General features: G+C 61.8%; 24 protein-coding genes. 5 read left to right on the top strand and 19 right to left on the bottom strand.

The features are described from left to right. Positions 1–16: 16 nt before the first annotated feature. The 11 genes from AC11W3_RS18060 to AC11W3_RS18010 form a co-directional block, all read right to left on the bottom strand. Complete coding sequence (locus tag AC11W3_RS18060; protein ID WP_484090675.1) at positions 17–406, bottom strand: hypothetical protein; 390 nt, start codon at positions 404–406, stop codon at positions 17–19. Between the two features lie 249 nt (positions 407–655). Further along, the gene (locus AC11W3_RS18055) at positions 656–1,042 is read right to left on the bottom strand and encodes a response regulator transcription factor (protein ID WP_484090676.1); all 387 of its coding nucleotides are present in this window, start codon (positions 1,040–1,042) and stop codon (positions 656–658) included. Positions 1,043–1,057: 15 nt separating this feature from the next. Further along, complete coding sequence (locus AC11W3_RS18050; RefSeq protein ID WP_484090677.1) at positions 1,058–1,993, bottom strand: ABC transporter substrate-binding protein; 936 nt, start codon at positions 1,991–1,993, stop codon at positions 1,058–1,060. Between the two features lie 41 nt (positions 1,994–2,034). Further along, the gene (locus AC11W3_RS18045) at positions 2,035–4,251 is read right to left on the bottom strand and encodes a hypothetical protein (protein WP_484090678.1); all 2,217 of its coding nucleotides are present in this window, start codon (positions 4,249–4,251) and stop codon (positions 2,035–2,037) included. A gap of 20 nt (positions 4,252–4,271) precedes the next feature. Continuing rightward, on the bottom strand, positions 4,272–5,276 hold the full coding sequence (locus AC11W3_RS18040; protein WP_484090679.1) for a DmsE family decaheme c-type cytochrome: 1,005 nt from the start codon (positions 5,274–5,276) through the stop codon (positions 4,272–4,274). Further along, positions 5,276–6,106 (bottom strand): ABC transporter ATP-binding protein, encoded by an 831-nt coding sequence (locus AC11W3_RS18035; RefSeq protein ID WP_484090680.1) that lies wholly within the window; start codon positions 6,104–6,106, stop codon positions 5,276–5,278. The genes AC11W3_RS18040 and AC11W3_RS18035 overlap by 1 nt, the downstream gene beginning before the upstream one ends. 382 nt (positions 6,107–6,488) lie before the next feature. Further along, entirely contained in the window at positions 6,489–6,986 is a 498-nt protein-coding gene (locus AC11W3_RS18030) for a hypothetical protein (protein WP_484090681.1), read from the bottom strand. After that, positions 6,964–7,368, bottom strand: coding sequence for a CoA-binding protein (locus AC11W3_RS18025; RefSeq protein ID WP_484090682.1), 405 nt, complete (start codon positions 7,366–7,368; stop codon positions 6,964–6,966). The genes AC11W3_RS18030 and AC11W3_RS18025 overlap by 23 nt, the downstream gene beginning before the upstream one ends. A 306-nt stretch (positions 7,369–7,674) precedes the next feature. Further along, a complete protein-coding gene (locus tag AC11W3_RS18020; RefSeq protein WP_484090683.1) occupies positions 7,675–8,631 on the bottom strand; it encodes a hypothetical protein in 957 nt (318 codons plus the stop codon). 9 nt (positions 8,632–8,640) lie between these two features. Continuing rightward, positions 8,641–9,447 carry a hypothetical protein gene (locus tag AC11W3_RS18015; RefSeq protein ID WP_484090684.1) on the bottom strand — a complete coding sequence of 269 codons (807 nt, stop codon included), beginning with the start codon at positions 9,445–9,447 and terminating at the stop codon, positions 8,641–8,643. Then, a complete protein-coding gene (locus AC11W3_RS18010; RefSeq protein WP_484090685.1) occupies positions 9,425–10,582 on the bottom strand; it encodes an acetoin utilization protein AcuC in 1,158 nt (385 codons plus the stop codon). Before AC11W3_RS18010 ends, AC11W3_RS18015 begins: the two co-directional genes overlap by 23 nt. A 312-nt stretch (positions 10,583–10,894) precedes the next feature. Here AC11W3_RS18010 and AC11W3_RS18005 point away from each other — a divergent pair, with 312 nt between their 5' ends. Next, positions 10,895–12,115, top strand: coding sequence for an ammonium transporter (locus AC11W3_RS18005; protein ID WP_484090686.1), 1,221 nt, complete (start codon positions 10,895–10,897; stop codon positions 12,113–12,115). Between the two features lie 138 nt (positions 12,116–12,253). Beyond that, entirely contained in the window at positions 12,254–13,102 is an 849-nt protein-coding gene (locus tag AC11W3_RS18000) for a response regulator (RefSeq protein ID WP_484090687.1), read from the top strand. Positions 13,103–13,189: 87 nt separating this feature from the next. Here the strand turns inward: AC11W3_RS18000 and AC11W3_RS17995 are convergent, their stop codons facing one another. After that, positions 13,190–14,476, bottom strand: coding sequence for an aspartate aminotransferase family protein (locus AC11W3_RS17995; RefSeq protein WP_484090688.1), 1,287 nt, complete (start codon positions 14,474–14,476; stop codon positions 13,190–13,192). A 188-nt stretch (positions 14,477–14,664) separates the two neighbouring features. On the opposite strand from AC11W3_RS17995, the gene AC11W3_RS17990 reads away from it, so the two are divergent. After that, a complete protein-coding gene (locus AC11W3_RS17990) occupies positions 14,665–14,937 on the top strand; it encodes a PilZ domain-containing protein (protein ID WP_484090689.1) in 273 nt (90 codons plus the stop codon). A 123-nt stretch (positions 14,938–15,060) separates the two neighbouring features. Here AC11W3_RS17990 and AC11W3_RS17985 read toward each other — a convergent pair whose 3' ends face one another. Further along, complete coding sequence (locus AC11W3_RS17985; RefSeq protein WP_484090690.1) at positions 15,061–15,933, bottom strand: sensor histidine kinase; 873 nt, start codon at positions 15,931–15,933, stop codon at positions 15,061–15,063. A gap of 67 nt (positions 15,934–16,000) precedes the next feature. Beyond that, complete coding sequence (locus AC11W3_RS17980; protein ID WP_484090691.1) at positions 16,001–17,851, bottom strand: MEDS domain-containing protein; 1,851 nt, start codon at positions 17,849–17,851, stop codon at positions 16,001–16,003. Between the two features lie 434 nt (positions 17,852–18,285). Here AC11W3_RS17980 and AC11W3_RS17975 point away from each other — a divergent pair, with 434 nt between their 5' ends. Continuing rightward, positions 18,286–18,663, top strand: coding sequence for a response regulator (locus tag AC11W3_RS17975; protein ID WP_484090692.1), 378 nt, complete (start codon positions 18,286–18,288; stop codon positions 18,661–18,663). Here AC11W3_RS17975 and AC11W3_RS17970 read toward each other — a convergent pair. Both AC11W3_RS17970 and rsgA read right to left on the bottom strand, forming a co-directional pair. Next, positions 18,660–19,373 (bottom strand): spermidine synthase, encoded by a 714-nt coding sequence (locus tag AC11W3_RS17970; protein WP_484090693.1) that lies wholly within the window; start codon positions 19,371–19,373, stop codon positions 18,660–18,662. The two genes, AC11W3_RS17975 and AC11W3_RS17970, sit on opposite strands and share 4 nt — an antisense overlap. A 174-nt stretch (positions 19,374–19,547) precedes the next feature. After that, positions 19,548–20,486, bottom strand: a complete 939-nt coding sequence (gene rsgA / locus AC11W3_RS17965; RefSeq protein WP_484090694.1) for a ribosome small subunit-dependent GTPase A — start codon at positions 20,484–20,486, stop codon at positions 19,548–19,550. 298 nt (positions 20,487–20,784) lie between these two features. Between rsgA and AC11W3_RS17960 the strand changes: the two genes are divergently transcribed. Further along, positions 20,785–21,228 carry a GSU0071 family protein gene (locus AC11W3_RS17960; protein ID WP_484090695.1) on the top strand — a complete coding sequence of 148 codons (444 nt, stop codon included), beginning with the start codon at positions 20,785–20,787 and terminating at the stop codon, positions 21,226–21,228. Here AC11W3_RS17960 and AC11W3_RS17955 read toward each other — a convergent pair. The 3 genes from AC11W3_RS17955 to AC11W3_RS17945 form a co-directional block, all read right to left on the bottom strand. Next, positions 21,222–21,839 carry an HAD family hydrolase gene (locus AC11W3_RS17955; protein ID WP_484090696.1) on the bottom strand — a complete coding sequence of 206 codons (618 nt, stop codon included), beginning with the start codon at positions 21,837–21,839 and terminating at the stop codon, positions 21,222–21,224. The genes AC11W3_RS17960 and AC11W3_RS17955 overlap by 7 nt on opposite strands. Before the next feature lie 372 nt (positions 21,840–22,211). Continuing rightward, positions 22,212–24,311: an alpha/beta hydrolase gene (locus AC11W3_RS17950; RefSeq protein WP_484090697.1), complete on the bottom strand. Its 2,100-nt coding sequence runs from the start codon at positions 24,309–24,311 to the stop codon at positions 22,212–22,214. After that, positions 24,299–25,117, bottom strand: coding sequence for a glycerophosphodiester phosphodiesterase (locus AC11W3_RS17945; RefSeq protein WP_484090698.1), 819 nt, complete (start codon positions 25,115–25,117; stop codon positions 24,299–24,301). The genes AC11W3_RS17950 and AC11W3_RS17945 overlap by 13 nt, the downstream gene beginning before the upstream one ends. Positions 25,118–25,160 lie beyond the last annotated feature (43 nt).

Raw genomic sequence — 25,160 nt, 5'->3', positions numbered from 1 at the left:
TTCACCCTTCACGCCTCTAACACCCGCACCCGCAGTTGTGGCAGACCTTGCGGTTCTCGCTGTCGGGCGGGACGGTCTCCGGTGCGAAGGCGATCCGGTTCACCGCACGCTTGATATCCTCCAGCGGATCGAGGCGCGGGCTCTGTCCGATGACATGCCCGACGCAGATGTTGGTGATGCCATCGGACGGCGATGCTATCCTGACCGAATTCAATACATCGACGTAGCTGTTGATCTCGATTACCTGACCGGTATCATCCAGACGCTCCAGGTTGATTCCGAACCTTTCCAGTTCCTGAGCCAGTTCCGCAAAAAACAGGTCGAAAGTAATTCCGGAGAGAGCATCCTTCCAGTCGGGTCTCTTGTGAATCTGGCCGTAGCAGATCAACCGCATATTCTTTCCCATCTCAACTCCTTAACTGCAGGGGCTAGGGGCTAGGGACTAGGGGCTGGTAAAGGCCTCATCATGCCCTGCGACCTGGCGATACTACCTACATTCCTTTTAGTTTTTCCTACACGTACACGTATATCCAATTTTTATCAGTGCATTGCCGGTGAATGCTCCAAGAATCGCAGCCGCAGTTCCCTAGTCCCTAGTCCCTAGTCCCTAGTCCCTAGTCCCTAGTCCCTAGTCCCTAGTCCCTAGTCCCTAGCCCTAGGCCTCCGCCGCCTTCCTCTGCATGGAGCTGAAGATCATGTCCAGCACGGCCTTTTGCTTCGCCTCGTACTTGTTAAGAACGGCAAGGCAGGTTCCCATGGGGAATTGCTCGTGCAGGTAGTCCGAATCCCGCGCGGAGAGGATCACGATCCGGTTCTTGTCCATGCCTATCGAGATGGCAAAGTTGAAGATCTTGGTGCCGTCCATCACCGGCATCTCCAGGTCAACCAGCAGCAGGTCCACCGGCTCCGCCTTGAGGATGGCCAGGGCCTGGAAGGGATCCGGGCAGGTCTTCACCTCGAGCAGCGGATAGAGCGACTGGATCTTCTCCTGCAGCGCCTGGAGGAAAATTGTGTCATCGTCTACGATCAGGATCTTTCTCATCGACACCTCAAGGTATCACTTAACCACCCGGGTCGCAGCAGAGAGCACCGGGAAAGGTACGTGTAGGTCCAGGGTCTTGGCCATCTTCAGATTTATAACCAGGTCGACCCGTTTGGGGCTGGCCACCGGCAGCTGCGAGGCCTTCTTCCCCCCGAGGATGCGGGCGGCGTAGTCGGCAGCGATCTGCCCCTGCTCGACCGGGTCCGCCTCCAGGGAGACCACCGCCCCCTTGTGGGCAGCCCCCGGCATCTGGGAGATTACCGGGATCTTCAACTCGGCCGAGCGATGCACGATCTTTTCAAACGTGCGGCAGCCTGCCGTGCACTCGGTGACGTAGATGCAGTCGACTTTGGCCGCAAAAAGGGAAGCCAGGGCGGCGTCCAGCCCGCCGGTGCCGGCCAGGTTGATCTCGGTGAGGGAGAAACCGCTCAGCGCCGCTACCCTGCGGGCCTCCTTGAGCTGCACCAGCGACCCCTCCTCGCGGGCGGTGTAGATCACACCGAGCGACCTGATCCGCTTCACCTCCATCGCCGTGCGCACCAGGGTCACCAGCGGAACCTTGGAGCTCACCCCCGCCATGTTGTGCCCGGTGGAGGACATGCTCTTGGCAATGCCGGTCTCGACCGGCCCGTACACATCGGCAAAAACGATGGGGATATCGCTGGCCTCACGAAGTGCCGCCAGGGTCGCCGACGCTCCGTAGGAGACGATCAGGTCGGCGCCGATGGCGTTGAACTTGCGGATGCTGTTAGCCCAGGAGATAGGATCCGGGTTGGGGGTCTGGGTTATGACCTCGACATTGCTCTGGTCGTAGCCCTTGAGGACCAGCGCCTTGGTGAAGGCCCGGTGGGCCTCCCGGTAGCGGGGGAGATCGCAGGTGAGGATGGCCGCGATCAGTTTTCCGGCCGCAAGGGTCTCCGACGCAGGGACAACTGCGGCTATCAAGAGCATCAGGAGTATAGTACGGATCGCTCTCAGGATCTACCTCTTACTCACCACTTGGCCGCCACAGTCGCGTAAACGATGTGCACGGTGCCGTTATAAGCGCTGTAGGCGGAATTCTTCTCATCGTAATCACTGACGGTATATTCGAGGGAACTGGAGACCACCGGGGTGAAGCGGTACTCCCCCCTGGCGGATAGATAGCTGATGACACTGTTTTGCCTGGTGATGTCGGTGATCCCGCTGGTGTCGCTGGAGCTGGAGAACACCGTATCCTGCGGCCTGAAGGCCGAATCCGACCTCACCTGCTGCAGCATGAGCGAGAGGTCGAACTTGTCGGTGAAGGCATAAGCGGCATTAACGCCGTAAACATGGGAGCGGTCAGTAAAGCTGGAGGCGGCCTCACTGCCGGAGACGACCGTGGTGAAGAGAACCGCCTGGTCCACCTGGCTCTGCAGGTAGGCATAGTTGGCCCCCAGCGTCAGCCTCTCGACAGGGACCACCCATCCCGACAGGTTTCCGTTGATCACCCGCCTATCCCGCGAGGTCACGGGGTAAGGAAGGTAGATAAGCGGGTCGAGCGGGAATTTGATCAGGAAATGCTGGACGTGATCGTTGTTTTCCCGGCGCACGATCAGGTTCGCGCTCCCCCCCCAGCCGCTGCTGCGGGTGTAGGTCGCCAGCAGCCTCCCCTCGTGCTTCTGCTCGAAGGAGGCACCGTAGGAAGGATGGTCGACCGTGGCGTAGTTGTAGTTGGCGCTAAGCCGGACACCGGTGACGGGACGGTAATTGGCCGTGAGGGCCCCGGTATGGGTAGCGGAATTTTCCGGCAACGCCCACGTCGTCGGAGACGGAGTTGCGGAGACCTCGTTTCGGGTGAGGAACTCCCCCCGGTACTCCCCATTGACGGAGAAATCGCGGCGGGGCTTGTAGGAAAGGGTGGCGGTGATGACATCCTTGGTGTAGTCGATGTGGGCCTTGGCCAGCGAAATATCGACGAAATTATTGCTGGAGATCGAGGTGCGGTTGTCGTAATCGACCTCCTGGCGCCGGTACTTCAAGGCCAGCGAGTACTCCTGGCTCGGCGTATAGATGACGTCTCCGGCCGCGTTCTGGACATTGCCGGTGGTGTGCTTGGCCCCGGTGGTGTCGGAAAGGCGCGACAGGTTCTCACGCTGCTCGAAGCTGTAGGAGCCGCTGGTGACGAGACCGCCCGAAAGCGAGCTGTGAAGCTTGATGGTATTGGAAATGAAGCGGCTGTCGGGATCCTCGTTGTGCTGATGCAGCCCCCCCACCCTTTCAAGCTGGGGATCGAGGCCGTTCCTCGAGATACCGTTTCTCGAGACATAGTCCGCAACCGGCGTCGACAGGCGGTCTTCGAAGACCCTGATCTTGAAGTCGTAGATCACGTCCACCGGTCCCAGGTGGGCGTCCACACCCAGCCGCCCCTCCTGGGTCTGCTGGTCGACGTCGCGGCGCTGTGCAAAAACGGTGTTCAAAGTAACCGGCGTATCAGTGGCAGCCTCGAACGAGACGTCGGCGAAGCGCTGTTGCTTGCTCCCTTCCCTGACCAGTCTCCAGTAACCGAGGTTCACGTGCAGGGGATAGTTGTGCAGCCGGTAGCGGAAATCGGCGGTGTCCTGCACCACGCTCATCCCGTAATCCTGGGGAGCGTCCTGGCTGGAGCCGTAGTTGGCCGCGGTGCCGGCCGTGGTCGCGGACGGAAAGCTGGTGGGAAAGAGGAGCTCCCGGTCGAGGTTGTGAAAGAGCGATTCCGTCCTCAGGTGCAGACGATAGTCGCCCAGGTAGTCCACCAGCAGGTCGCCGTGGTAGTCGTGCTCGTTTAGGAAGGCCCCCTCGATCTCCAGGTTGGTGTCCTTTTGCAGGTTGCGGTAGAAGAGCCCGCCGCTTCGGCTGGAGCGCAGGAAGCCGTAAGGCTGGGCCCGGCCGCCGTAACCGTCGGTGGCGACGAAGTTGTACCCGATGAATCCCCCCTTCTGCTCCAGGGTCTCCACCTGCCGCTCTCCGTCCAGGCGGGAAGCCGCCCCCTCCGAGGTCAGCCCTTCGTCCGGCTCCAGGGCCACCTCCACCATCTCGTCCGCGGCGGCACCGACAGGGCCGCCAGGGGCCGCGCTGCCGTCAGCCGTGGCCGCGGATGCCTCACCCGCAGCTAAGGTTGGGTCAGCAGCAGCCACCGTTGCGGCTGTCAGCAGCACGAGCAGCAGGGAATAGCATATCGTTGAGACACGATCCAGCTCTCTGGTCACCTTCCGGCTCCTTTGGCGGTTCATTGACGCAACGTGCCCCGACCGGTCACTGCCTGGGAAGGGGTATCGGTGCCGTGAATCTGCGAGTGGCAGTCCGTGCAGCGGTTGGTAAAGAGTTGCTTCAGGCCCGGGGTATTGCCGGCCAGGTGCCCGGCGTGGCATTGCAGACAGAGAAAGGGCATGGCCGCGCTTAGCAGATGGTTGTTGACCGAGCCGTGCGGCGAATGGCAGTTCAGGCAGTTCTCGGTCACATCACCATGTTCGAAGGCGAAGGGCCCCTGCTTCTCCATGTGGCAGCGGGTGCAGGTATCCTTGAGCGAGTTGCCCTTGAGGAGATGGTCCTGGGTCGAGCCGTGCACCTCGTGGCAATCCACGCAGACCATCTTCTTTTCCCGCAACGGATGATGTGAGTAGAGGGCGTTTTCCGCCCGCACCTGCGGATGGCAGCCGAAGCACATCTCAGCCATCTGCTCGCGGCTCACCTTCTGCTGCGGTCCCTTGTGGAGTTTATGGCAGTCGAAGCAGCTCACGTCGTTCATGGCATGGACGCTGGCGTTCCAGAAGGCGAGAGCGGGGATCGAGGCTGCGGAGTGGCATTTGAGGCAGATCAGGGACTGGGCCTGGGGGGGGAGGTGCATCAGGTCCAGGAACTTGGTGGTGTCGCACTTCTTGTGGAGCTCGGTGTTTCGCTCGCGGTCGTCGTCCAGGTGGACGATGGCCAGGCTTCCGGGGCCGTGGCACGATTCGCAGTTCACCAGGGGCAGCCCCGTCTCCGGCTTGATCTGCTCGCCGTGGACGCTGTGGCTGAAGTCGTCGGCGATCTTGTCGTGGCTGTGGCACTTGGAGACGCAGTTGTTGGTGCCTACGTACTCGGCGTCCAGCCTCCCCACGATCATCTTCTCGTACTCGCGCACCGGCAAAAGCGGCTTGCTCTGCTTGAGCTCGGCGCAGGACCAAAAGACCAGCGGGAAAAATCCCAGCAGGCCCCACGAAGCGATGCGGCAGACCACTTTCCCCAATGCCATCAGTCTCCCCTTATCCCCTTGGTGGTGGTGTAGATGAAGCCTCTCACGATCGGATTATCGCTGCGTTTGATCTCACGCGGCGTCCCTACCTCCACGATGCTCCCGCCATGCATCATGGCGATGCGGTCGGAGATGTAGAGCGCGAAGTTGAGGTCGTGGGTGACGATCACCGTGGTGTTCTTGGTGGTTTCCTTGAGCTTGAGGATGGTGTTGGCAAGCTCGTCGGTGGTGACCGGGTCGAGTTCCGCGGTCGGCTCGTCGTAAAGGATCAGGTCCGGGTTCATGGCCAGGGAGCGGGCGATGGCGACGCGCTTCTTCATGCCGCCGGAAAGCTCCGAGGTCCTTAGCCCCTCCTTCCCGGAAAGACCGACCATCTCCAGCTTTTCCAGTATGATCTCCCTGATCAGCTGCTCCTTGCAGACCCTCTTCTCCCGCAGCCAAAGCCCGACGTTCTCGCCGACCGTCAGCGAGTTGAAGAGTGCCGAGGACTGGAAGACCATGCTGTAGCGGTAGTCGCGGGCCGAGGGGTCGCGCTTCCCGGAGAAGATGGGGATGTCGTCGATGAAGATCTCCCCGCTGTCCGGGGTTTCCAGCTTCACGATATGCTTCAGGAGCACGCTCTTCCCCGTTCCGGAGGGGCCGATGATGCAGAAGGTCTCTCCGGCAAAGATCTCGAGGTTTATATCCTTCAGCACGTGGTTTCCGCCGAAGTATTTATTGAGACCCTCAACCCGTATCCCTACCCCTCTGGTTTCGTGAAGATCGACCGGACGGTTGTTGTCGGAATGGAAGAAAGAGCCAGCGAGACCATGCTTCAGTTTTGCGAACAAGGTGATTCCTTTAGGACTGAAATTGAATGCCGCCCCCCTACTGTCAGGCAGCGCGTTATCCCTGTGGGATAATTTACTTTTTCTTAAAATAAAATGACGTCATAGTAACAACATCGCAGCTGTCTTGCAAGAGGAGAATGTTTGTGATTGTTAACATTTATTGATTCAGTAGCTGATCAGTGGAGGCTGGGCTGGAAACAGCCATGATTGTCAGGAGCGAAGTATGGACCGTAAGGGCGCTTGATCATTCGCCCGGAAAGTTCCACTTGATCCTCGTGAAGAGACCGGCCTTTGACTGTAGGGGACAGGGGATGCCGACGTCCGTGGCAGCAGCGGGGCGAACTACCTCTTCACCGCGACGGTTTATTGCTGCCTGACAGAGTCAGAAGAGATACGGCGAGGTGTTATTGAAGTGCCGCCTGTTGCCGAAGACATAGGCGGCCATGACGATGAGAAATACCGCGGCTGCGATCGTGCTGGAGCGGATCTCGTCGACCGGGATCGCCCCCCCGGCCAGCCGCGCGTACTCCTCGGCGGGAATCAGCGCGAGATTGACGAGGGCGTTGCAGGTATCGAACAGGTTGTAGATGATCAACACCCAGACCGTCAGGCGCTGTCTCTTCAGGACGCCGATCACCAGGTAGAGCGAGATCATGGTGTCGGCGAAGACCAGCCACTCCCCCGCCTTGCCGGGATAGAACCTCCCCATCAAGGGAAAGGGGTTGCCGTAGCTGGAGAGGGCGAGCATCAGGGAGAAGAGGTAGACTGCGGCGATCATCAGGAGCGCGAAGGGGCGCCTTTCTTCCTCCATCACCGATTCCTCCGCGGCGCCCGGCGAGTTGACCTGCGGACGACCGTCACCGGGACCTCTGCTTGGCATGCTCCTTCAGCAGGCAGCGATCCATCACCACGGCAAGCCCCGCTGCCTCGGCCTTGGCGGCGGCAGCCTCGTTGACGATCCCTTCCTGCATCCACACCACCTTGGCACCCTTGGCAATCGCCTGGTCCACGATCTCGGGAGCGAACTCGGGGCGGCGGAAGATATCGACGATCTCCACCTGGTCCGGGACCTCGGCAAGGGTCGGGTAGCAGCGCTCACCTAATATTTCCTGGCAGGCGGGGTTCACCGGGATGATGCGGTATCCCACCCTCTTGAGGTAGGCCGCCACCTCGTGGCTCGGCTTCCCCCGGTCCGGTGAGAGGCCGACCACCGCAATAGTCTTGTAGCTCGAGAGTATTTGCTTGATGTCAGGCTTTTCCATAACTCCTCCGCGTGATCCCGCTATCGTGTCTTGCCCCTCTGACCAACCAACCCAGAGAGCCCTCTCTCGGGCCAAGCGACTTGAAGGGTCCCCAATGGCAAAGCGTCTCAAAGCGTCTCAAAGCGTCTCAAAAGCGTCTCAAAGCGTCTCAAAACGTCCCCCCCTTGTCAAAGGGGGGACAGGGGGGATTCCCCCCGCAGCTCACCTGTTTCTCATGCCGCTGATGGCGACGCAAAAGAAGATGACCACCATCACCCCCGCTATGAAAATCCAGTCCGCCGGGCTGTATCCCGCCATCACATCCTCCTATTTTTCCAGTTCTTCCAACAGGGTTTTGGCCTCGGTGAAATCCGGGTTCATCCTGAGCGCTTGGCGCAGATAGTTCCGGGCGTCCGCCACTCCACCCATATCCTTGCAGCAGAGGGCAAGAAGGTACGGGATCTCCGGCATGGGGAATTCACAGGCAAAGAAGGCATCGGACATGACCTCGTTCAGGATGGTGACGGCTTCCGGATAGTCCCCTTCATCCTTGAGGGACATGGCGCCGGCGATAGCCTCCAGGTAGTCGACTGCCGGGACCCGCGGGAGTTCCCGCTTCTCGACCCTCTCCAGCCGGCCCTTGACTTCCGCGGCAGCCGCCTCGGACAACGTGGGCAGCAGCTGCCGCCAGAGCGAGGTTGCCTTCTCGTATTTCCCCAGCAGGAAGCAGACCTCGGCCTGGGTGGAGAGGGCCTTAGGCTCCCCCGGTGCCAGCTTCAGGGCGTGATCCAGGAAGGCTTCGGCCTTGTAGAGGGTCACGGTGGAGAGATGCAGGGCCGAGAAGCGGCAGGCCTTGTCCAGAAGCGTCACCCCGATCTCCAGCGGGAAGTGCGCATCGTCCGGCTCCATCAGGGAGAAGACCTTCAGCAGGTTCACGCGACGGTCCAGATACGGGATCTCGACGTCCTTTTCCCCCAGCATCAGGATGTGACTCGCCAGCTCCGAGACGTAGTGAGGGTACCCTTCCTTCAGAAGGGCGGCGTAGCGCTCGCAGTACCGGCATCCCGGATCGGTGCGCAGCGCCTGGTAGATCCCGCGCCCGACGACGTCGTAGCTGGGAAGTTCCCCTTCCAGCACCGCGAAATCCGCCTCCAGCAGGGGTAAAGGCTCTGGCCCCAGGGCCAGCTGGACTTTGTCGTCGAGTCCGCTGACCACCGTTCCTGCAGGAGGGTTATAGTAGACGACCCCCGCTATGGGAGTCGTTTCAGTAGTTTTCTCTGCCATGCTGCCTCCTTATCCTTCCCGCTGCGGGAAGGTATTGACGCCCGCGTGGACGCCGACTGTCTTGTAGATCCGGACCCCATCCCAGGGGTCGTCCATGATGCCGTCATGGATCGCCCAGCTGCGCCCCAGTACGCTCTTCTCCATCCCCGGCCGCCTGAAAGGGGTCGAGCCGTCGAGCCGCCGGAAGAGTTCGCCGCCGGGGGCAAACCCGGCATCGATCTCCCGCATCAGCCTTTTACCCACGATGTAGTCGAAGCCGTACTTCTCGTAGCGGATGGCGTTGTCGTAGCTCAGCGGCTCGGCCACGATCAGCTCCATCCCCAGGGCATCGGTGAAGCGCTCCAGCAGCGGCAGGAATTCACCAAACATCTTCAATCCACGGCGGGTCTGGTTGGGAAAGAGCCCCGCCTCCATGGCCCTTTGCTCCTCCGGAAGATTTCGTCCCAGGGTGGTGAAGACGTTGTTGCGCCCCTGATGGTCGAGATCCACGTCGAAGCGCGGCGCGCGCGGGTCGGAGATGTGGCAGAAGGCCAGCTCCATCTGCCGGTGATGGGTGTCGCAGAGTTCCAGGAAGAATACGGCATCCCGGTCTCCCTGCGGCAGGCGCGCCTCCAGCCTGACCAGTCCCAGCCCCTGCGGCGCGATGGTCTCGACCTCTCCACCTTCGCTCTTCAGCAGCTCGCGCAGACGCTCGGGGAGGAGCGAGCTGTAGAGCTCCTCCTTCTCCACGGGTTCCAGCCGGTTGATATCGTGCAGCGAGAAGAGCTCCCGCCCCCGGTCGTCCCTTAAAGCCTCATTTCCGGCGAGTCTTGTCATGGCCACCGATCAGTACCGGGAAGATGTGGGCGCGCACGTAGGCGATGCTCTTTTCCACCGCGTCCAGTGCCGCGTTTCGGTCGTCCTCCTGGGCCCAGTGCATGGCGTCCAGGAGCATGCGGTGCGGAAAGCCCAACTGCGAGATCAGCTTTACGAAAGGGGCGGGGAGTCTCGGTGAGAGTTCCCGGTCGTTCATTATCGCCCAGGCGATGGTCCAGGCCCGGGCCACGTTCATCATGTCATAGCCGCCGCCCCCCACGGCCACCCACGGTATCTGCAGTGCCCGCACTTTCCTCATTATATAGGAGTAGGCGTGGGTGGTCACCTCCAGGCGGGTGAGCGGGTCGGTCCTGAAGGTGTCCGCCCCCAGCTGGGTGAAGAGGACGTCCGGGTCGAAGGCCGCGATCAGCGGGAAGGCGATCTCGTCGAAAGCCTTCATGAAGAGGGCGTCGTCTGTGTGGGCTATCAGCGGCAGGTTTACCGAATAGCCCCGCCCCCTCCCCTCGCCGGTTTCGGACTCGAAGCCGGTCCCCGGAAAAAAGTAGACGCCGCTTTCGTGGAGCGAGATGGTGAGGACCCGGTCGGTGTCGTAGAAGGCGTTCTGGACGCCGTCACCGTGGTGGGCGTCGATGTCCAGGTAGACCACCCGCTTCCCCTTGGCCAGCAGGTGATTGATGGCCACCGCCGCGTCATTGAGATACGAGAAGCCGGAGGCGCGGCTTTTCTGGGCATGGTGCCAGCCGCCAAGGGGGTTGAAGGCTGCGGCGAAACCTTCCTCGGTCACCAGCCGCGCCGCTTCCAGGGTTCCGGAGACTCCCAGGCAGGCCCAGTCGTAGACGCCGGGGAAAATCGGGTTTTCCAGGTCACCCAGCCCGTAGCGAAAATCCGCCCGGGGCTCGCTGTCGGCGCTGAACTCGCACAGCCGGTCCAGGTATTCCGGCGTGTGGGCGCTCAGGAGCTCCTCCCGGGAAACCGGCCTCGGGGCCCGCTGTTCGATCCCCGGGAGCCGCAGCAGCCCGTAGGCCTCCATCAGGTCTCGGGCCAACCGGTAACGCTGCACCTTGAAGGGGTGGTTTTCCCCGTAGCAGTAGCCCCCGAGATCGGTGCAGGCGATGAGTGCTGTTTTGCGAAACAAGAAACGATCCCCCAGCAGCCGCCTGGGCGGCGGTGCTTCTATTTTGGCGAGTGAAATTTAACCTGTGAGGACCGGCAGGTCAACCACTATTCCTGCCAATTCATTAGGCAGTGAAGCACACTTTTTAGGCAGTCGCAAGGGTAATTTCCCGTCAACCGAAGGGTCCGTTGTTGTGATTACAACTTGATACCGGCCTTGGCAGAAAGATTGCTTGTACATGACGCCCCGTCACAAAGAGGTGACGGCTGCATCATTCATGAGCAAAGAGACCTTTTCAAAGACGAAAGGTCATTTACCAACGGAGGTAATTAAATGAACGGGATGTCAACGACGACTCCACTGGGCAACAGCAGCGACGTGCTCTTCCTCATGCTCGGCGCGGTCATGGTCTTCGCCATGCACGCCGGCTTCGCCTTTCTCGAGGTGGGCACGGTAAGGAAGAAAAATCAGGTCAACGCCTTCGTCAAGATCCTGACCGACTGGTCGGTGTCAACCATGATGTACTTCCTGATCGGCTTCCCCATCGCCTACGGGATCAACTTCATCAAGCCGGTGAAGGAGCTTTTGGGGAACAACCAGGGCTATGACATCACCCACTTCTTCTTCCTCCTCTGCTTCGCGGCCTGCATCCCGGCCATCATCTCCGGCGGCATCGCCGAGCGCGCCAAGTTTTGGCCACAGGTAGTCGCGGGCGCCGTCTTCGCCGGCCTCACCTACCCGATCTTCGAGTCCCTCATCTGGGGCAAAAACATGTCGCTGCTGCAGGACGTGTTCAAGTCGATCGGCGGGGCGGAATTTCATGACTACGCCGGATCGGTGGTAGTCCACTCCATCGGCGGCTGGCTGGCGCTTCCCGCCGTGCTGATCCTCGGCCCCCGCGCCGGGCGCTACATCAAGGGCAAGTCCCACCCCATCCCGATCAGCAACATCCCCTTCCTGGCGCTCGGCTCCTGGATCCTCGCCGTAGGCTGGTTCGGCTTCAACGTGATGAGCGCGGGTCACCTGGAGAAGATCTCCGGCATCGTGGCGGTCAACTCCCTGATGGCCATGGTAGGCGGGGTGCTGGCGGCACTGGTGGCCAGCAAGAACGACCCCGGTTTCGTCCACAACGGTGCGCTGGCAGGGCTGATCGCGGTCTGTGCCGGCTCCGACATCATGCACCCGCTGGCAGCCTTCGTGACCGGGGCCATCGCCTCCGTCATCTTCGTCTACGGCTTCCACATCGAGCAGGAGAAGCTCAAGATCGACGACGTGCTGGGCGTCTGGCCGCTGCACGGCGTAATCGGCTCCTGGGGCGGCATCGCCGCCGGCCTCTTCGGCCAGGAGTGGCTCGGCGGCCTGGGCGGCATCACCCTGGCTTCGCAGCTCCTCGGTACGGGCTCGGCCATCGTCTTCGCCCTGGCCAACGGCTTCCTGATCTACGGCATTCTCTCCAAGACCGTGGGGATCAGGCTCGATGCCGAGGCCGAATTCCAGGGTGCCGACCTCTCCATTCACCAGATCGGAGCCTACCCTGAGGATCACATCAGGTAGCCCGAACCACATTTTTCTCATTATTTTTAAAAAAAGGCCCTGAAACGGGCCTTTTTTTATTTTGCTATTTGACTTGGAGTGGGTATTATTTTTAAAATAGTTAAAATATACTAATTACAATCAAAGGTCGGTTCGATCATGAAAACACCGCTAGGAGAGTTGCTGGTCGAGTCAGGCATCATCACCATGAAGACCCTTGAGCGCGCCCTCGGCAGGCAGCAGGGAAGCGGCAAGCGGTTGGGCATCATCCTCGACGAGATGGGGGTGATCACCCAGGAGGAACTGATCGAGGCCCTTGCACAGCAGTACGGCTTCGAGACGGTGAAGGATATCGCCTCCCAGGAAGTTTCGGAGGGTCTCCTGGAGCTGATACCGGAGGAGATCGCCCTCCATAAACTGGTCTTCCCGCTCAAGCGGCAGGAAGCGGGTTTGTCACTGGCGGTCACCGATCCCTTCGACACCGACACCTTCGACTTTCTCGAGAAGAAGAACTCGACCAAGATTGTGCCGGTGCTGGCGACCAGGGACGACATCCTCGAAGCGGTCAAGCAGCACTACCTCAGGGGGCAGGCGCTCAGCGACGCTCCGCTGAAGATCCTGGTGGTGGACGACTCCACCGAGATCACCTCGGATATAGCCGAAGCGCTCAGCAAGGAAGGGTACCAGGTGCTGACGGCGAACGATGGGGTGGAGGGGCTCGGCATCGCCTTCTCGCAGAGGCCGGACCTGATCCTGTGCGACTCCGTCATGCCCAGGATGGATGGGTACGCGCTGATGCGGGCCATCAAGGCCAACCCTTCCACCGCGAGGATCCCGATGATCCTCCTGACCTCGAAGGCCTCTCCCGAGGAGGAGCACCGGGCGCTCAAGTCAGGCTTCCACGACTTCATCGCCAAGCCTATGATGACCATCAGGGTGGTCTCAAGGGTAAAGCGGGCCTTCGACATCATGCACCAGGGAAAGGAGCAGCCTGCTCCCGCCGCCTGACCCGCGGGCCTCCAGACACGCCATCCCCACCTTACCTGCCGGGAAGGGCTCTACCCTTCCCGGCCTCTTATTTCCCCTTTCCGAACCTCAGGTGACCTCTGCCAGGGCACTGGCGAAGATCTCCAGCGCCTCCGCCATCTCTTCCCGGGTGATGTTGAGCGGCGGTATGAAGCGGATCACGTTGCGCTTCAAGGCGCAGCCGATCAGGATCAGCCCCTTGGCCAGGCACTGCTCGATCAGTGCCGCGCAGAGCCGGCCGTCGGCCGCGCCGGAGGTATCGACCATCTCGATGCCGATCATGCACCCCTTCCCCCTCACCTCCCCTATGCACGGGTTCCGGGAGGCGAGATCCTGGAGAAACGACAGGGCCCGGGCCCCGGTCGAGAGTGCGTCATCGAGCAGCCCCTCCTCCTTGATCACCTGCAGGGTGGCGCGGGCCGCCGCACAGGAAACCGGGTTCCCGCCAAAGGTGGTGCCGTGGGCCCCCACCTCCCACTTCCGCATCACCTCACGGGAAGAGACCACTGCCGAGAGGGGAAAGCCCGAGGCCAGGGCCTTGGCCACGGTCATGATGTCGGGGACCACACCGGCGTGGTCGCAGCAGAACCACTTCCCGGTCCTGCCGATCCCCGACTGCACCTCGTCGAAGATCAACATGATCCCATACTCGTCGCAGATGGTGCGCAGCCCCTGCAGGTAGCTCCTAGGGGCCGGATAGTACCCCCCTTCGCCCAGGAAGGGCTCGACGATAATGGCGCAGACCTCCTGGGGGGGGATCTGCCGCTCGAAGAGCCGGCTGATCTCGTCCAGGCAGCGGGTGCCGCAGGAGTCGGGTGTCAGACCTACGGGGCAGATGAAGCAGGCGGGATAACAGACCTGGTAGACGGAGGGAAGGAGCGGGTGGTATCTCCTGCGGTAGGCGGAGGAGCTGGTGGTGACCGAGAGGGCGCCTAGGGTGCGGCCGTGGAAGGCCCCGGTACAGGAGATGATCCCCTGGCGGCCGCTGCTGTAGCGGGCCAGTTTCAGGGCTCCCTCGACCGCCTCGGCACCGGAGTTGCCGAAGAAGAGCATGTCGAGACCGGGCGGGGTGACCGAGAGGAGCTCCTCGGCCGCGGCCACCGTGGTCTCGCTGTAGTAGATGGCCCCGGTGTGCACGTAGCTCTCCAGCTGTTTCCGGACGGCGGCGATCACGCGGGGATGATTGTGGCCGATGTTGAGCACGGCAAGGGCCGAGGAGAAGTCCAGGAAACGCAGACCTTCCTGCGAGTAGACCACGCTTCCCTCACCTCGGGAGATGGAAAAGGGGTAGTAATAGTGGCAGGCGGGTGCAAAGACCGACATCCCCCTCCTCACTACCATTTCATCGTCGCTCATGTCACACCTCAGGCGGGGATGTACATTAAACGATCATAGCATAGGGAGGTGCCGCCGCAACTTTATCGGGACCGGCTTTCGCTGCAGGTTTTTTCTCGGCAGGCTTGCATTCGGGAAAGATTAGACTAGACTAGCATTTGAAATTTGGAACCCGGAAATCCCATTAAAACGCGGCAAGGGAGGGGCGGATGTATAAGGAAAAAAGGAACTTCGCCAGGCTGGCCTTACACGCAAAAGCCAACATACACTTGAACGACCAGTTGGTCGAGGGCGAGGTTGAGAACCTCAGCATGAAAGGGGTCTTTGTGACGGCGGAACGCAGGATGGAAATCAACGACACCGTGGCCATCACCATCTACCACACCCTCACCCCCCAGGTCCTGTGCGACCTGAAGGCCAAGGTGGTAAGGGTGACCGACAAGGGGATGGGGCTGCAATTCGAGAAGACCCTTCTGGATTAACAACTCTTCGCAGGAAGCACTTCAGCAAGGCATCACATCTTTACCCCTCCGGTTTCAGAAAGATAAAGCGGGGTGACAACTGAGTCACCCCGCAGCCCCGCCGCCGGACCTTCATCGAGACCGTCAGATAATGCACGATTTCAGGGTGAAGTAGAAGGTCGCCCCCTTGTCAATCTCCCCTTCGGCCCAGATGCGCCCTCCGTGGCGATTGATGATCCTCTGCACCGTGGTGAGCCCGATGCCGTGGCCGGGATATTCGGCGCTGTTGTGCAGGCGCTGGAAGGCCTGGAACATGCGCTCGGCGTTGCACATGTCGAAGCCGATGCCGTTGTCCCGCACGAAGCAGGCCGTGTCGGCAGCGACCTCGCGTGCGCCGAACTCTATGCAGGTGGTCTCCCTCATGCGGGTGAACTTCCAGGCGTTTCTAAGCAGGTTCTTCATCGCTATCTCGAGGAGTCTGGCATCGCCGAAGGTGCGGATATGGGGCTGGATGAGGAACTCCGCCCGGCGATCAGGCATCCCCTGCCGGAGCTCACCGGCCGTGTCGCTGGCAATCTCGGAGAGATCGACTATCTCACGCTTGAGGTTCTGGTAGGAGAGCTGGGACAGCTCGAGCAGGGCCTCGATCAGCTCGTTCATGTGCCGGGACGACTTGAAGATCCGCTCCAGGTAATCCATGGTCTCCAGGTCAAGTCTCCCCGCGTAACGCTCCTGCAGCGTCCTGGTATGGCCGCAGATCCTGGATAGGGGGGCGCAAAGATCATGGGCTACCGAGTTGTTGAAGGCCTCGAGGTCCCTGTTGATCGCTTCCAGCCGCCCGGCCTGCTCGGCCAGCAGCCGCTCCACCTGCTGGGTCAGCAGGGTGATCTCCTCGTTGTCGGGCCTGTCCAGCAGCATGTTCCTGATGCTTTGCAGGGAATCCTGAACCGCGCTCTTCAGATCGAGCGGTTGGGTCTCCTCGAGCGTGTCGGATGCTATTTCCTTGTCTGCGTTCAAGTACCTGGCCTCCAATTGCCCTTCGCTGCCGAGGCGTAGCCCCGGGCAACGATCCGGCGCCCCCAAGCTAGACGGTGAAATAGAGGGTCCCCCCCTTGCCGGCCTCGTCAGCCGCCCAGATCCTGCCACGATGCAAGGTGATGATCCTTTGGACGGTGGCGAGTCCGATGCCGCAGCAGATATGCTCCGGTTTGTCCAGCGGGCGATGGAGGGGCTGTCCGCTGAGCGCCGCCTGGGCCCTGGGGCCGTTGTCGCTGACGTAGAAACTGCGCGCCCCCTCCACCTCGGCAGTGCCGAAGCGGATCACCGGGTGCTGGACCCCGACCGTGTAGTTCCAGGCGTTTTCAAGGAGCTGCTCCATGGCCAGGCGCAGCAGCTTGCGGTCTCCCTTGGCAGTGACGCCGTCCTCGATGCGGAAGGTCACCGTGCGCTCACCTGTCTCCTTGAGCTGGGCCGCGATCTCCGAGGCCATGGCGCTCAAATCGACCTCTTCAGGTTCGAGCCTCCCAGAGGATAGGGCGGCGAAACGCTGCAGGGCGTTGATGCGTCCCACCATTTCCACGGTGGTCTCGTGGATACTCCGCAGCAGCTCCCGGCACTGGGGGGAAAGGGCCACCCCGTAAAGCTCCTGCATGATCGAGCAGTGGTTGCTGATCTTGGAGAGCTGGCCGCTTAAATCATGGGAGACTGCATAGCCGAAAGCCTCCAGTTCGCCAGTCCGGGCATCGAGTTGATCGCTCAGGGACCTCAGGCCGATCTCCGCGTGCACCCTCGAAGTGACGTCGAGCCCCATGATCCAGTTGGCCCACCCGGGGATAGGGACGTAGCGCGAGATGTTGGACCAGGAGACGCTTTTCGCCGAGCCATCCTTGCAGTGCAGCTCCCACTCCATTGCGCGGTAGCTACCACCCTCCTCCGGATGGGCCGCGACCACCACATCCCGCAGGTCGTCGGAAAGCTGGAAGAGGTCAAGCATCTTTCTCCCCATGACATCCTCGGCCTTGTAGCCGGTCATCCGCTCGAACTCGTGGTTGCAGGCGGTGAGGGCGCCGCCCCCGTCGAAGGCGAGGAGCACGGCGGGGAGATGCTGCAGGATGGTCTGCAGGCGCCTTCGGTGCTGAAGGAGCGCCTCATCCTTCTCGTGGAGCTCCTTTTCACTGGCCTTGAGCGAGTCCTCCTCCTGCCAGTTCTCGTAGATCTTCCGCGCCAGGGCGGCATAGGCCTGTTCCAGCTCCTGCTTGACCTTGGTCCGCTCGGCCGCAGCCGTGGTGGCGGTCTGAGCCGCCGCGAGAAAGAGGTCAAGCTCGTGGCCCGCGCGAGTGGTGCGGACATCACGATCAAGCGGGATGTATAGGGGATTGCTGCAGACCTTGGCGTCGATCACGAGGTGAGGATGAATCTTGGCCAGCTCCAGCATCCGCTCCGGCAAGAAGGCCTCCCGGTCGTAGAGACAGAGGATGGTGGTTTCGTTTTCCTCGGCGAAGTTGTTCAGCCCCACCTCGAACTGGAGGAGCCGCTCGACCAGGTTGACGTCCTGCCCGGCCCACCCCATGTCGCAGATGATGCGGGTGCCCTTGAAGCCGTCACCGAGGGCGCCGGCGGTAAGGGTGCGCAGCAGCTCCATGACCCCTGCCGGGTTGAAGGTCCCCCCTTTCAGCCAGCATTCCTGCACCGGCAGGAGCTTGAGGGCGCCTATATCGTGCTTTTGCCCCAGGACGGCGTTCTTCAGCACCCGCTCCAGGGTCTCCTCGCCGGCATTGAGGTAGATGCAGCGCTCTCCCAGGGACAGTCCCTTCTGGATGAAGGGGACCACGGGAGTCAGGATCTCTCCCTCGCCCTGGTAAAGCAGGCAGAGGTGGTCGTGGCGGCTTACCTCTTCCAGCCCGGGGATCTGAATGGACTCTTTGCTTTCTTGCATCGCCCCTCGCCTTAAGCACATTAATTTTTATTTAATATACTGGAATTCAAGAGCTATGCAATGCAGGAGGATCTTTTGGGCGGGTAGAGCGGTCGATCGGATGGTAAAGGCGGCTATGACGGGTATTGGCAACGGCTCCATCTATGGTACAGCAGGGGTTCCGGAACTGCGCGGAGGGAATTTTAGAAAGATGCGACAGAACAGTGGTGTAAAATTTGTTTATTCAAATTAGAATTGCGTCCACTTCGCCCTCTCGCTATAGCGGATGGCAAACAACGCAACTACGGCTACTTTACCAAACTACGCGAGGCATCGCGGGGGCGCAAAAACGTGGGAAGGGTCGCGCCCGTCAGCGGTTTCCTCTAATGATTCTTCGCTGGACGGCCGCTCTCATTAGTGGTATACAAACACCGTTTGACAAAGACGGAGGGAACATGTCGAAACACATTGTTGTCATCGACGATTGCAAAGTGGTACTGGCCATGGCCAGCGATTTCCTGGGGGCCGCGGGCTTCAAGGTTTCAACTGCCGACAGCAGCATCTATTCCAACCACCTGATCTATTCCAAGACACCACCCGACCTGATTCTTCTGGACGTAGTCATGCCCTACATGTCCGGGGACAAGAAGCTGCAACTCCTCAAATCCCGCGACAAGAGCCGTAACATCCCGGTGCTGCTGATCTCCTCCAAGGATGAAGAGGAGCTCAGCGCCCTGGTGGCCAGCCATGGCGCCGACGGCTACCTGCCGAAACCATTCACCGCCCACCAGCTGGTCCAATCGGTGCAGAGCCTGACCGCAGCTTCCCGTTAGCGCCGCTTTCTCCTCCCGTCACGTGCGGATTCCTGGCGCTGCTGCATCCGGGCCAGATAGACCACGTGCCGCAGCCCCCCCCTCCCCGGGCGGTCGATGAAGACAGAAAAGCCGGCCGAGGAGAGACGCTTCTCGAAGCCGGCATCATAGTTCTCACCCCAAACGGCGAAGACGCCGCCCGGCTTGAGGGCGCAGCGCGTCAGCTCAATGGCGACGCTACCATAAAGGGGATCACCGATCTTGTCGGACTTGGCATGCGGGCCGGTATAGAGGTCGAGCACGATGGCGTCGAACTTTGCCGCACCACCGGCGCTGCCCCTGATGACATCGGCGACATCGGCAATCTCCACCTTTACCCGCGGGTCACTGGCGGCCGCGCCGGTCAGAAAGGCCAGTGGTCCCCGGCACCACTGCAGGACCACCGGGTTCAACTCCGCCACCACCACCGACCCCGACGGAGGCAGGCTGTCGAGGACCGCCTTCAGAGTGAAGGCCATTCCCAGCCCCCCCACCAGCACCCGGGGAGCCGGCTGCTCTTTCAGGTGGCCGCAAGCCATCTCACCCAGCGCGATTTCGGAGCGGTGCAGCGAGCTGTTCATCAGAACCAGCGAGTTGACGGTGATCAGGAAATCACGCTCGCCACGCTGCCGCAACTCCAGCATCCCCTCGTTCGTTTGTATGCTGTCCAGGACTTTCCACGGTTGTGCCATATCTACATAACCTCACAGGTATTTTGTAATCTATCCACTAAAGCAACGGGAGCACCACAGCTTTCCCCCTATAGCGGACTTCTTCTTGGAAAGTCCATTCGGGAAAGAAAGGGACCAAAGAAAAGGGGGGAATCGTGACGGCGGAGACCACCCCGCCGCCGGGGGAAGAAAGGGCTACTTCTTCTTAGGGCGGCGAAGGTCTGCCTCCTCGGCCGCCTCGGCCTCGGCCAGCATCGCCAGGTAGGTCTGATAACGCTCCGGCGAAAGGGCTCCACCCTCGACCAGCTCGGCTACCGCACACCCCGGCTCGCGCCTGTGGCGGCAGTTGTGGAACCGGCAGCCATGCGACTCAAGGGTCTCGAAGCCGGGGAAGTACTCGGCCACCTCCGAAGAGGAGATGTCCACCACCCCGAAATCGCGGAACCCCGGGGTATCGACGAGTTCCCCTCCTTCGGGGAGGGCATGAAGCGACGATACCGTGGTGGTATGCCTCCCCTGCCAGGTGTGCTCGCTCACCTCGCCCACCTTGAGATTCAGCTCCGGACAGAGCGCGTTCAGCAGGGAACTCTTCCCCACCCCGGTGGTCCCGACGAAGGCTCCGCGATGCCCCTCATGAAAAAAACCCCGCAGCCCTTCCAGACCCTCGCCGGTGACGGCGCTGAGGATGAAGAAGGGAACGATCGGAGCGTATACCTCCTGAAGCTCATCGGCCAAGGCCCTGGCCTCCGGGATATCGCACTTGTTGAAGAGCACGAAGGGGCTGAGGCCGGCGGCACGCGCGGCGACTATGGCGCGGTCCACGAAGCCGGCGGGGGGTATGGGTGCCGTGACGACCCCCAGGACGTCGAGGTTGGCCGCCACCAGGTGAATCCCGCCGCGAGCGTCCCTGCGCCGCAGTTCCGTCTTTCTCGGCAGACGCTCCAGCACTTCGCCCCTCACCAGGACATGGTCCCCCACCACGTGCCCCGAGTTCCTCTTCACCCGCACCATTCGGCGCTCACCGCTTGGAAAAAGGACCTCGACAGCGATACCGAAATGGGATACTATGAGCCCGTCCTCAGGTTCGACAGGGCCATGCTGATGGCTGATGTTTTCGTGGTCTGATTTTCCCAACCGTTGTCACCTTTCCCAAAGCCGTCCCCGAGGCACCCAGAGTACGGCACCAGCCGGAACCATTTCCCGCAATGTTCCGGCTCCCGATATAAGCCCGATGAGCCGCGGGGCCTTCCTGTCCCGCTGTTGACATAGAAAGCTTTCTCACCGATAGTTTAAGCACATACAGCTATTTTCACAGTCCCGACAACCGTACCTCGCCACTTCCCATGGTGAAGCCCGGTTCAGCAAGCTGTAGAGACTTCTCTCCATCGAATCCAAGCGAGCCGCAGCCGAGCGGCCCGGAAGGTGGGCAGCCATGAGCAAAGAGACGGCGGATGAGGCTATAGACATTTACGTATCGGAACGGATGTCGAAGGGGAAAGAAACCGCCAGCACCCATTTCCTCGCCAAGATCTACCTGAGGCACCAGGGCTGGGAGATAGCGGACTCGATGCGCAGGGTCCGCGGCCTGACCCGCTACTACATCGACCTGACCAAGGTCATGCTGAACCCCTTCAAGGGACCCGAGATTGCCTGGCTCGCTTCGATGATCAACATCGCCATCTATGCGGCCATCCTCATCTCCCTGGAAGACCAGCGGCTTTTGGGGATCGCCCTGCTGTCGGGCACCCTGGTCAACGCCGGGTACCTGGTGCGAAGCGGCATCAAGAAGTGGTGTGAGCTGAACGTGATGCTGGCTATCTACGACGAGATCGTGCAGATTGCCGACCACGAGTTGGAGCACCTAGCCAGCTACTGACCCAGCGCCAGTTCCAGCTCCGCGAGACTACCCACCGCGAGGTCGGTAAGCTCGGGCCAGCGAAAGGTGCGGCTGGGATCGACGTGGATGGTGGCGGTTCCGGCGGCGCGGCCCGTTTCCAGGTCGAAGCGGAAATCGCCCACCATGACCATCGCCGAGGGATGAGCCCCCCAGCGGTGGGCCAGCTTGAAGATTCCCTCCGGATCCGGCTTTGCCGGGGCCTCATCACGCCCCAGCACATCATCGGGAGCGATGTAGTCGGCAAGACCGATGCGCCCCAGCGACCTGAGGGCGTTTTTTCTTGTATTGCGGGTCAGAATCCCAACCATCACCCCGCGGCTGTTCAGGAGTTGCACCAGTTCCAAAGCCCCCACTGCAGGTTCCGTCCTCTCCGCCAGCTCATCCTCTATATCGGAAAGCTTCCCTTTAGCCACCAGCGCCTCCGCTAGCGGCAGCGAATCGAGGTGTCCCAGGATGTCGCCACCCTCCGGGACTCCCAGGATGGTCCTGATGTGGGCGAAATCGTGGATGCCTACGGTGAGGGTGCCGTCAAGGTCGAAAACCCAGTGCTTCCTGCACAGTATGTCCGATGCCGCCAGAGATTTGTCCATGCCCCCTTTTAGCAGATCAGAGATAAAAGATAAATATTAAAGGAACCGGCTGTCCGAAATAGGAACCGCCTCCTGCGCAGCGAATGCACACATCCCGGTGTCCACAGCACCAATGCCACGAAAAATCGGCGACTTCCTCTTGGCACGCTCCCCGCAGCAGAAACAGAACCAGCCCACGGTTCGGGCGAGACGGGATCTTTCCCGCCCGCTCTTCAGTTTGGCTGGGAGCGTAACCACAAGCTGGTTCTCTGCAGCCGGCAGCCACAAGGGGGTGAAACATGCTCGCTACCATTATCGCCGCGTTCACACTGATGTCGCTGGTCGCTGTCTCCTCGCAGGCTGTAGCCTACGCGCGCAGGAAAGACAAGTGATCTAACAGCCCTTCCGCCATGCCCCTAACCGGGCTCCCGGGTGTCGCTGATCCGGGAGCCCTAAAAGACCCTCCACGAATGATGTTATCGCGGCATGAACCTCCTCTGATCCAGGCCCGGCAAGTATGCCATGGCGCCCGAGGGGGAACTTCAGATACTCCTTCTCCTTGCTCCCCAGCAGCTCGAACAACCGCTCTGCCCCCCGCGGGTCCACCACCGGATCGCCATCCGCCTGCACCACCAGCACCGGCGCCTCGATGCGTGACAGCTTGGACTCCAGCTCCCTCATGAACCGCCCCAGCTCGCGCACTCCGCTCACCGGGAGGCGCGAATAGTTGATCTGCGGACGCTCCGGCACCGTCACCACGAACTCCATCTTGGCCCACTGGTAGCGAAGCACGTCCATGAGCCGGTTCCAGACGTGCACCGCCGGTGCGAAGCGGGAGGAGATATCGACCAGGCGCAGCGGCGGGCAGACGGCGAACACCCCAGCCACCCTGGGAATCCTGCTGGCGCAGTCCAGCGCCACCCCCGCTCCGAAGGAAAATCCGCCCACTACCACCCGCTGGCAGGCCGCGCTCATCAGGGCGTACCCCAGATCGACCGATTCCACCCAGTCGGCACCTACTCTCGAAGCCAGGTCGGGGGGCGCCGTGCCGTGCCCCTTGAGGCGCACCTGGTAGACCCACACCCCCCGCGCGTTGAGATGCTGGGCCAGTTCGGCCATCTCTCTCGGAGCCGAAAGGAAACCGTGCACCAGGACCACGCCCAGCCTGCGGGAAGCCCCCCTCGACAGCACCGGTGATCCGACCCCCCTCTCCTTGCTCTCGTCCTGGCTGTAAAAGTGGCGGTAGTCCCCCTCGAATTCTTCCAGCGCCCGGCGCTCCAGGAGACGGGCCACGCGGCTCCTCACCAGCCGCGCCGGAAGCCAGGCCATCAGGAAAACCTCTCGCCGCAGGGGAGGGAACCCCGCAGCCTCTCTGGCACGGGTGGCGAGGGGATTCTCCCCCGAGGCCGTGGATAAGCTTCCCCTCTCTTTCACCAGCCGTCCCTCCCGCCGCGTCACCACCCCCGTTTCCAGGGCCAGCTGCAGGAAATCCCGATAACGACGATCCCTGTCATCAGTGAGGAGGGTGACGCCGGTCTGCAGGCTTTCGTGACCATTGACGGCAGGGAGTTCACGGCACCGGGAAGCGAGCAGGAAGACCCTGCGCCGGAAGTCGTCTTCGGTACAGGAACCAAAGGGGAGAGCCTTCAACTGAGAGGCGAAGATGTGGTCGAGGTTGACGGTGGCGAGACGGGAGAGGGAGGCCAGGTAGCGGCGGCTCAGGCGTCGTTCTTCCCGCCTGAGGTTCGGCTGCGCGGGGATGGAGGCGATCGTCGAGTCCGCCGCCGGCAGTAGTATCGCGGCAGCCGGGTCGAGCGCTTCGCCGAAACGGATACCGACTTCGACAGCAGCCGCCGCCTTGTGCAACCGGACCCACAGCGATTTCCGCACCTGCAGCAGGTCCGTTTCCGGCGTGATTTCCGACAGCAGCCGCAGCACCTGGTGGATTGCGCCCAGGGGGTAGCAGGTAATATTGACCGGCACCACCCAACTGGTCCCCTTCAGCACGGCATCGAGGTCCGATAACGGGAAAGGGGCCTGAAGCCGCTCCGTCCCCGGCGCCTCGGAAGGGAGACTCGACAGGTGCTGCCGGCACCATTCCGTCCGGAGCGCCACCGATGCAGCGCTGGAAAGGGGATCGTGACGCGCCTCCTCGAAGAGGACCAGGTCCGCCTCCCCCGTAAGGAGCGTCTTCACCAGGCGGTGATCGGGGTCAGTGTCGCGGCTGATCCCGGCGCCCACAAGGTGAAGGAGGGCGCCTGAGGCGGCATCGAAGAAGGAGGCATCGACTACGGACTTGACCGCTTTACCGGTGAGAGCACAGAGGTTAAGGGGCAGCAGCAGCCTCTCAATGGCGGTGGACCCGCGGGCCACGAAGACCAGCCCTCCCTCCTTGGGTAGGTTGTCGCTGCCGTACAGGCGCACGGCGAGCCTGGAAAAGCGCTGGAGGGTGACGGCCATCGCCGGGGTGGCGAGAAAGGCTACACGCCCCATTTTCCACCTCGCTCCCCGGCAGCGTCCACCGTCCGTCCCCGTGCGGGCTCCACCAGCCGCTGCCGCAACCACCCGGGCCGGTTGGTCATGATCGAGTCCACGCCCAGGGCGAGAAGCCTCCTCGCGGCGGGAAGGGCATCGACTGTCCAGACATGGAGTTCAAGGGATTCCTCCCGCAAGGCGTCGACCAGTGCCGCGTCCAGAACGGAACGGTCGCGGCTGGCCAGGCCATCGGCGCCGGTCTCCTTCAAGGTGGCCAGGACCTCAGCGCGGGACGGGCGCCAGAGACCGCGGAAACGGTAGTCGGTAAGCCAGCAGGCCAGGTAGCCGGGAAGGCGGTTCTTCAAGATCCTGACCATCTCCGCGCTGAAGCACAATAGACGCAGATCGCCCGGCTCCACGGTCGAAGCGGCCAGCGCCGCCGCCAGGGGGGGGACGATTTCCGGACCGCACTTGATCTCGATGAAGAGGCGCTTGCCCGGGGGGAGGACGCCGAGGACTTCCCTCAGGGTCGGCAGCCGGGACCCCGCCCATCTCTCCCCCTTCCAGGCCCCCACGTCGAGCCGGCGCAGCTCGGGGAGGGTCGCCTCGGCCACCGCGATTTCGGTGCCGGCCGTGCGGGCCGTGGTGTCATCATGGAGGCAGACGATCTCCCCGTCGCGGGTCAGGCGGAAGTCGGCCTCGATGCCGTCGGCTCCCTGCTCGAAGGCCAGCCTGAAAGAGGCCAGGGTATTCTCGGGCGCATCGCGGGAAGCGCCGCGGTGGCCTATGATGACCGTTTTGCCCAGCTGTGGTGTACCGTCCATTGGAGTACCTGATTGCCAGGGGTCGACACCCCCCACGCCTTCG

The sequence above is a fragment of the Geomonas sp. genome, assembly GCF_056994735.1.
Note: the sequence above shows the minus strand (reverse complement) of the source record. Positions and strands in the feature narration are given on the sequence as shown.

Excerpts from the sequence above, each read along its gene's own strand:
- AC11W3_RS18060 (WP_484090675.1), bottom strand. The coding sequence starts at position 406 with ATGGGAAAGAATATGCGGTTGATCTGCTACGGCCAGATTCACAAGAGA.
- AC11W3_RS18055 (WP_484090676.1), bottom strand. The coding sequence starts at position 1,042 with ATGAGAAAGATCCTGATCGTAGACGATGACACAATTTTCCTCCAGGCG.
- AC11W3_RS18050 (WP_484090677.1), bottom strand. The coding sequence starts at position 1,993 with ATGCTCTTGATAGCCGCAGTTGTCCCTGCGTCGGAGACCCTTGCGGCC.
- AC11W3_RS18040 (WP_484090679.1), bottom strand. The coding sequence starts at position 5,276 with ATGGCATTGGGGAAAGTGGTCTGCCGCATCGCTTCGTGGGGCCTGCTG.
- AC11W3_RS18030 (WP_484090681.1), bottom strand. The coding sequence starts at position 6,986 with ATGCCAAGCAGAGGTCCCGGTGACGGTCGTCCGCAGGTCAACTCGCCG.
- AC11W3_RS18025 (WP_484090682.1), bottom strand. The coding sequence starts at position 7,368 with ATGGAAAAGCCTGACATCAAGCAAATACTCTCGAGCTACAAGACTATT.
- AC11W3_RS18020 (WP_484090683.1), bottom strand. The coding sequence starts at position 8,631 with ATGGCAGAGAAAACTACTGAAACGACTCCCATAGCGGGGGTCGTCTAC.
- AC11W3_RS18015 (WP_484090684.1), bottom strand. The coding sequence starts at position 9,447 with ATGACAAGACTCGCCGGAAATGAGGCTTTAAGGGACGACCGGGGGCGG.
- AC11W3_RS18005 (WP_484090686.1), top strand. The coding sequence starts at position 10,895 with ATGAACGGGATGTCAACGACGACTCCACTGGGCAACAGCAGCGACGTG.
- AC11W3_RS18000 (WP_484090687.1), top strand. The coding sequence starts at position 12,254 with ATGAAAACACCGCTAGGAGAGTTGCTGGTCGAGTCAGGCATCATCACC.
- AC11W3_RS17995 (WP_484090688.1), bottom strand. The coding sequence starts at position 14,476 with ATGAGCGACGATGAAATGGTAGTGAGGAGGGGGATGTCGGTCTTTGCA.
- AC11W3_RS17990 (WP_484090689.1), top strand. The coding sequence starts at position 14,665 with ATGTATAAGGAAAAAAGGAACTTCGCCAGGCTGGCCTTACACGCAAAA.
- AC11W3_RS17980 (WP_484090691.1), bottom strand. The coding sequence starts at position 17,851 with ATGCAAGAAAGCAAAGAGTCCATTCAGATCCCCGGGCTGGAAGAGGTA.
- AC11W3_RS17975 (WP_484090692.1), top strand. The coding sequence starts at position 18,286 with ATGTCGAAACACATTGTTGTCATCGACGATTGCAAAGTGGTACTGGCC.
- AC11W3_RS17970 (WP_484090693.1), bottom strand. The coding sequence starts at position 19,373 with ATGGCACAACCGTGGAAAGTCCTGGACAGCATACAAACGAACGAGGGG.
- AC11W3_RS17960 (WP_484090695.1), top strand. The coding sequence starts at position 20,785 with ATGAGCAAAGAGACGGCGGATGAGGCTATAGACATTTACGTATCGGAA.
- AC11W3_RS17955 (WP_484090696.1), bottom strand. The coding sequence starts at position 21,839 with ATGGACAAATCTCTGGCGGCATCGGACATACTGTGCAGGAAGCACTGG.
- AC11W3_RS17950 (WP_484090697.1), bottom strand. The coding sequence starts at position 24,311 with ATGGGGCGTGTAGCCTTTCTCGCCACCCCGGCGATGGCCGTCACCCTC.
- AC11W3_RS17945 (WP_484090698.1), bottom strand. The coding sequence starts at position 25,117 with ATGGACGGTACACCACAGCTGGGCAAAACGGTCATCATAGGCCACCGC.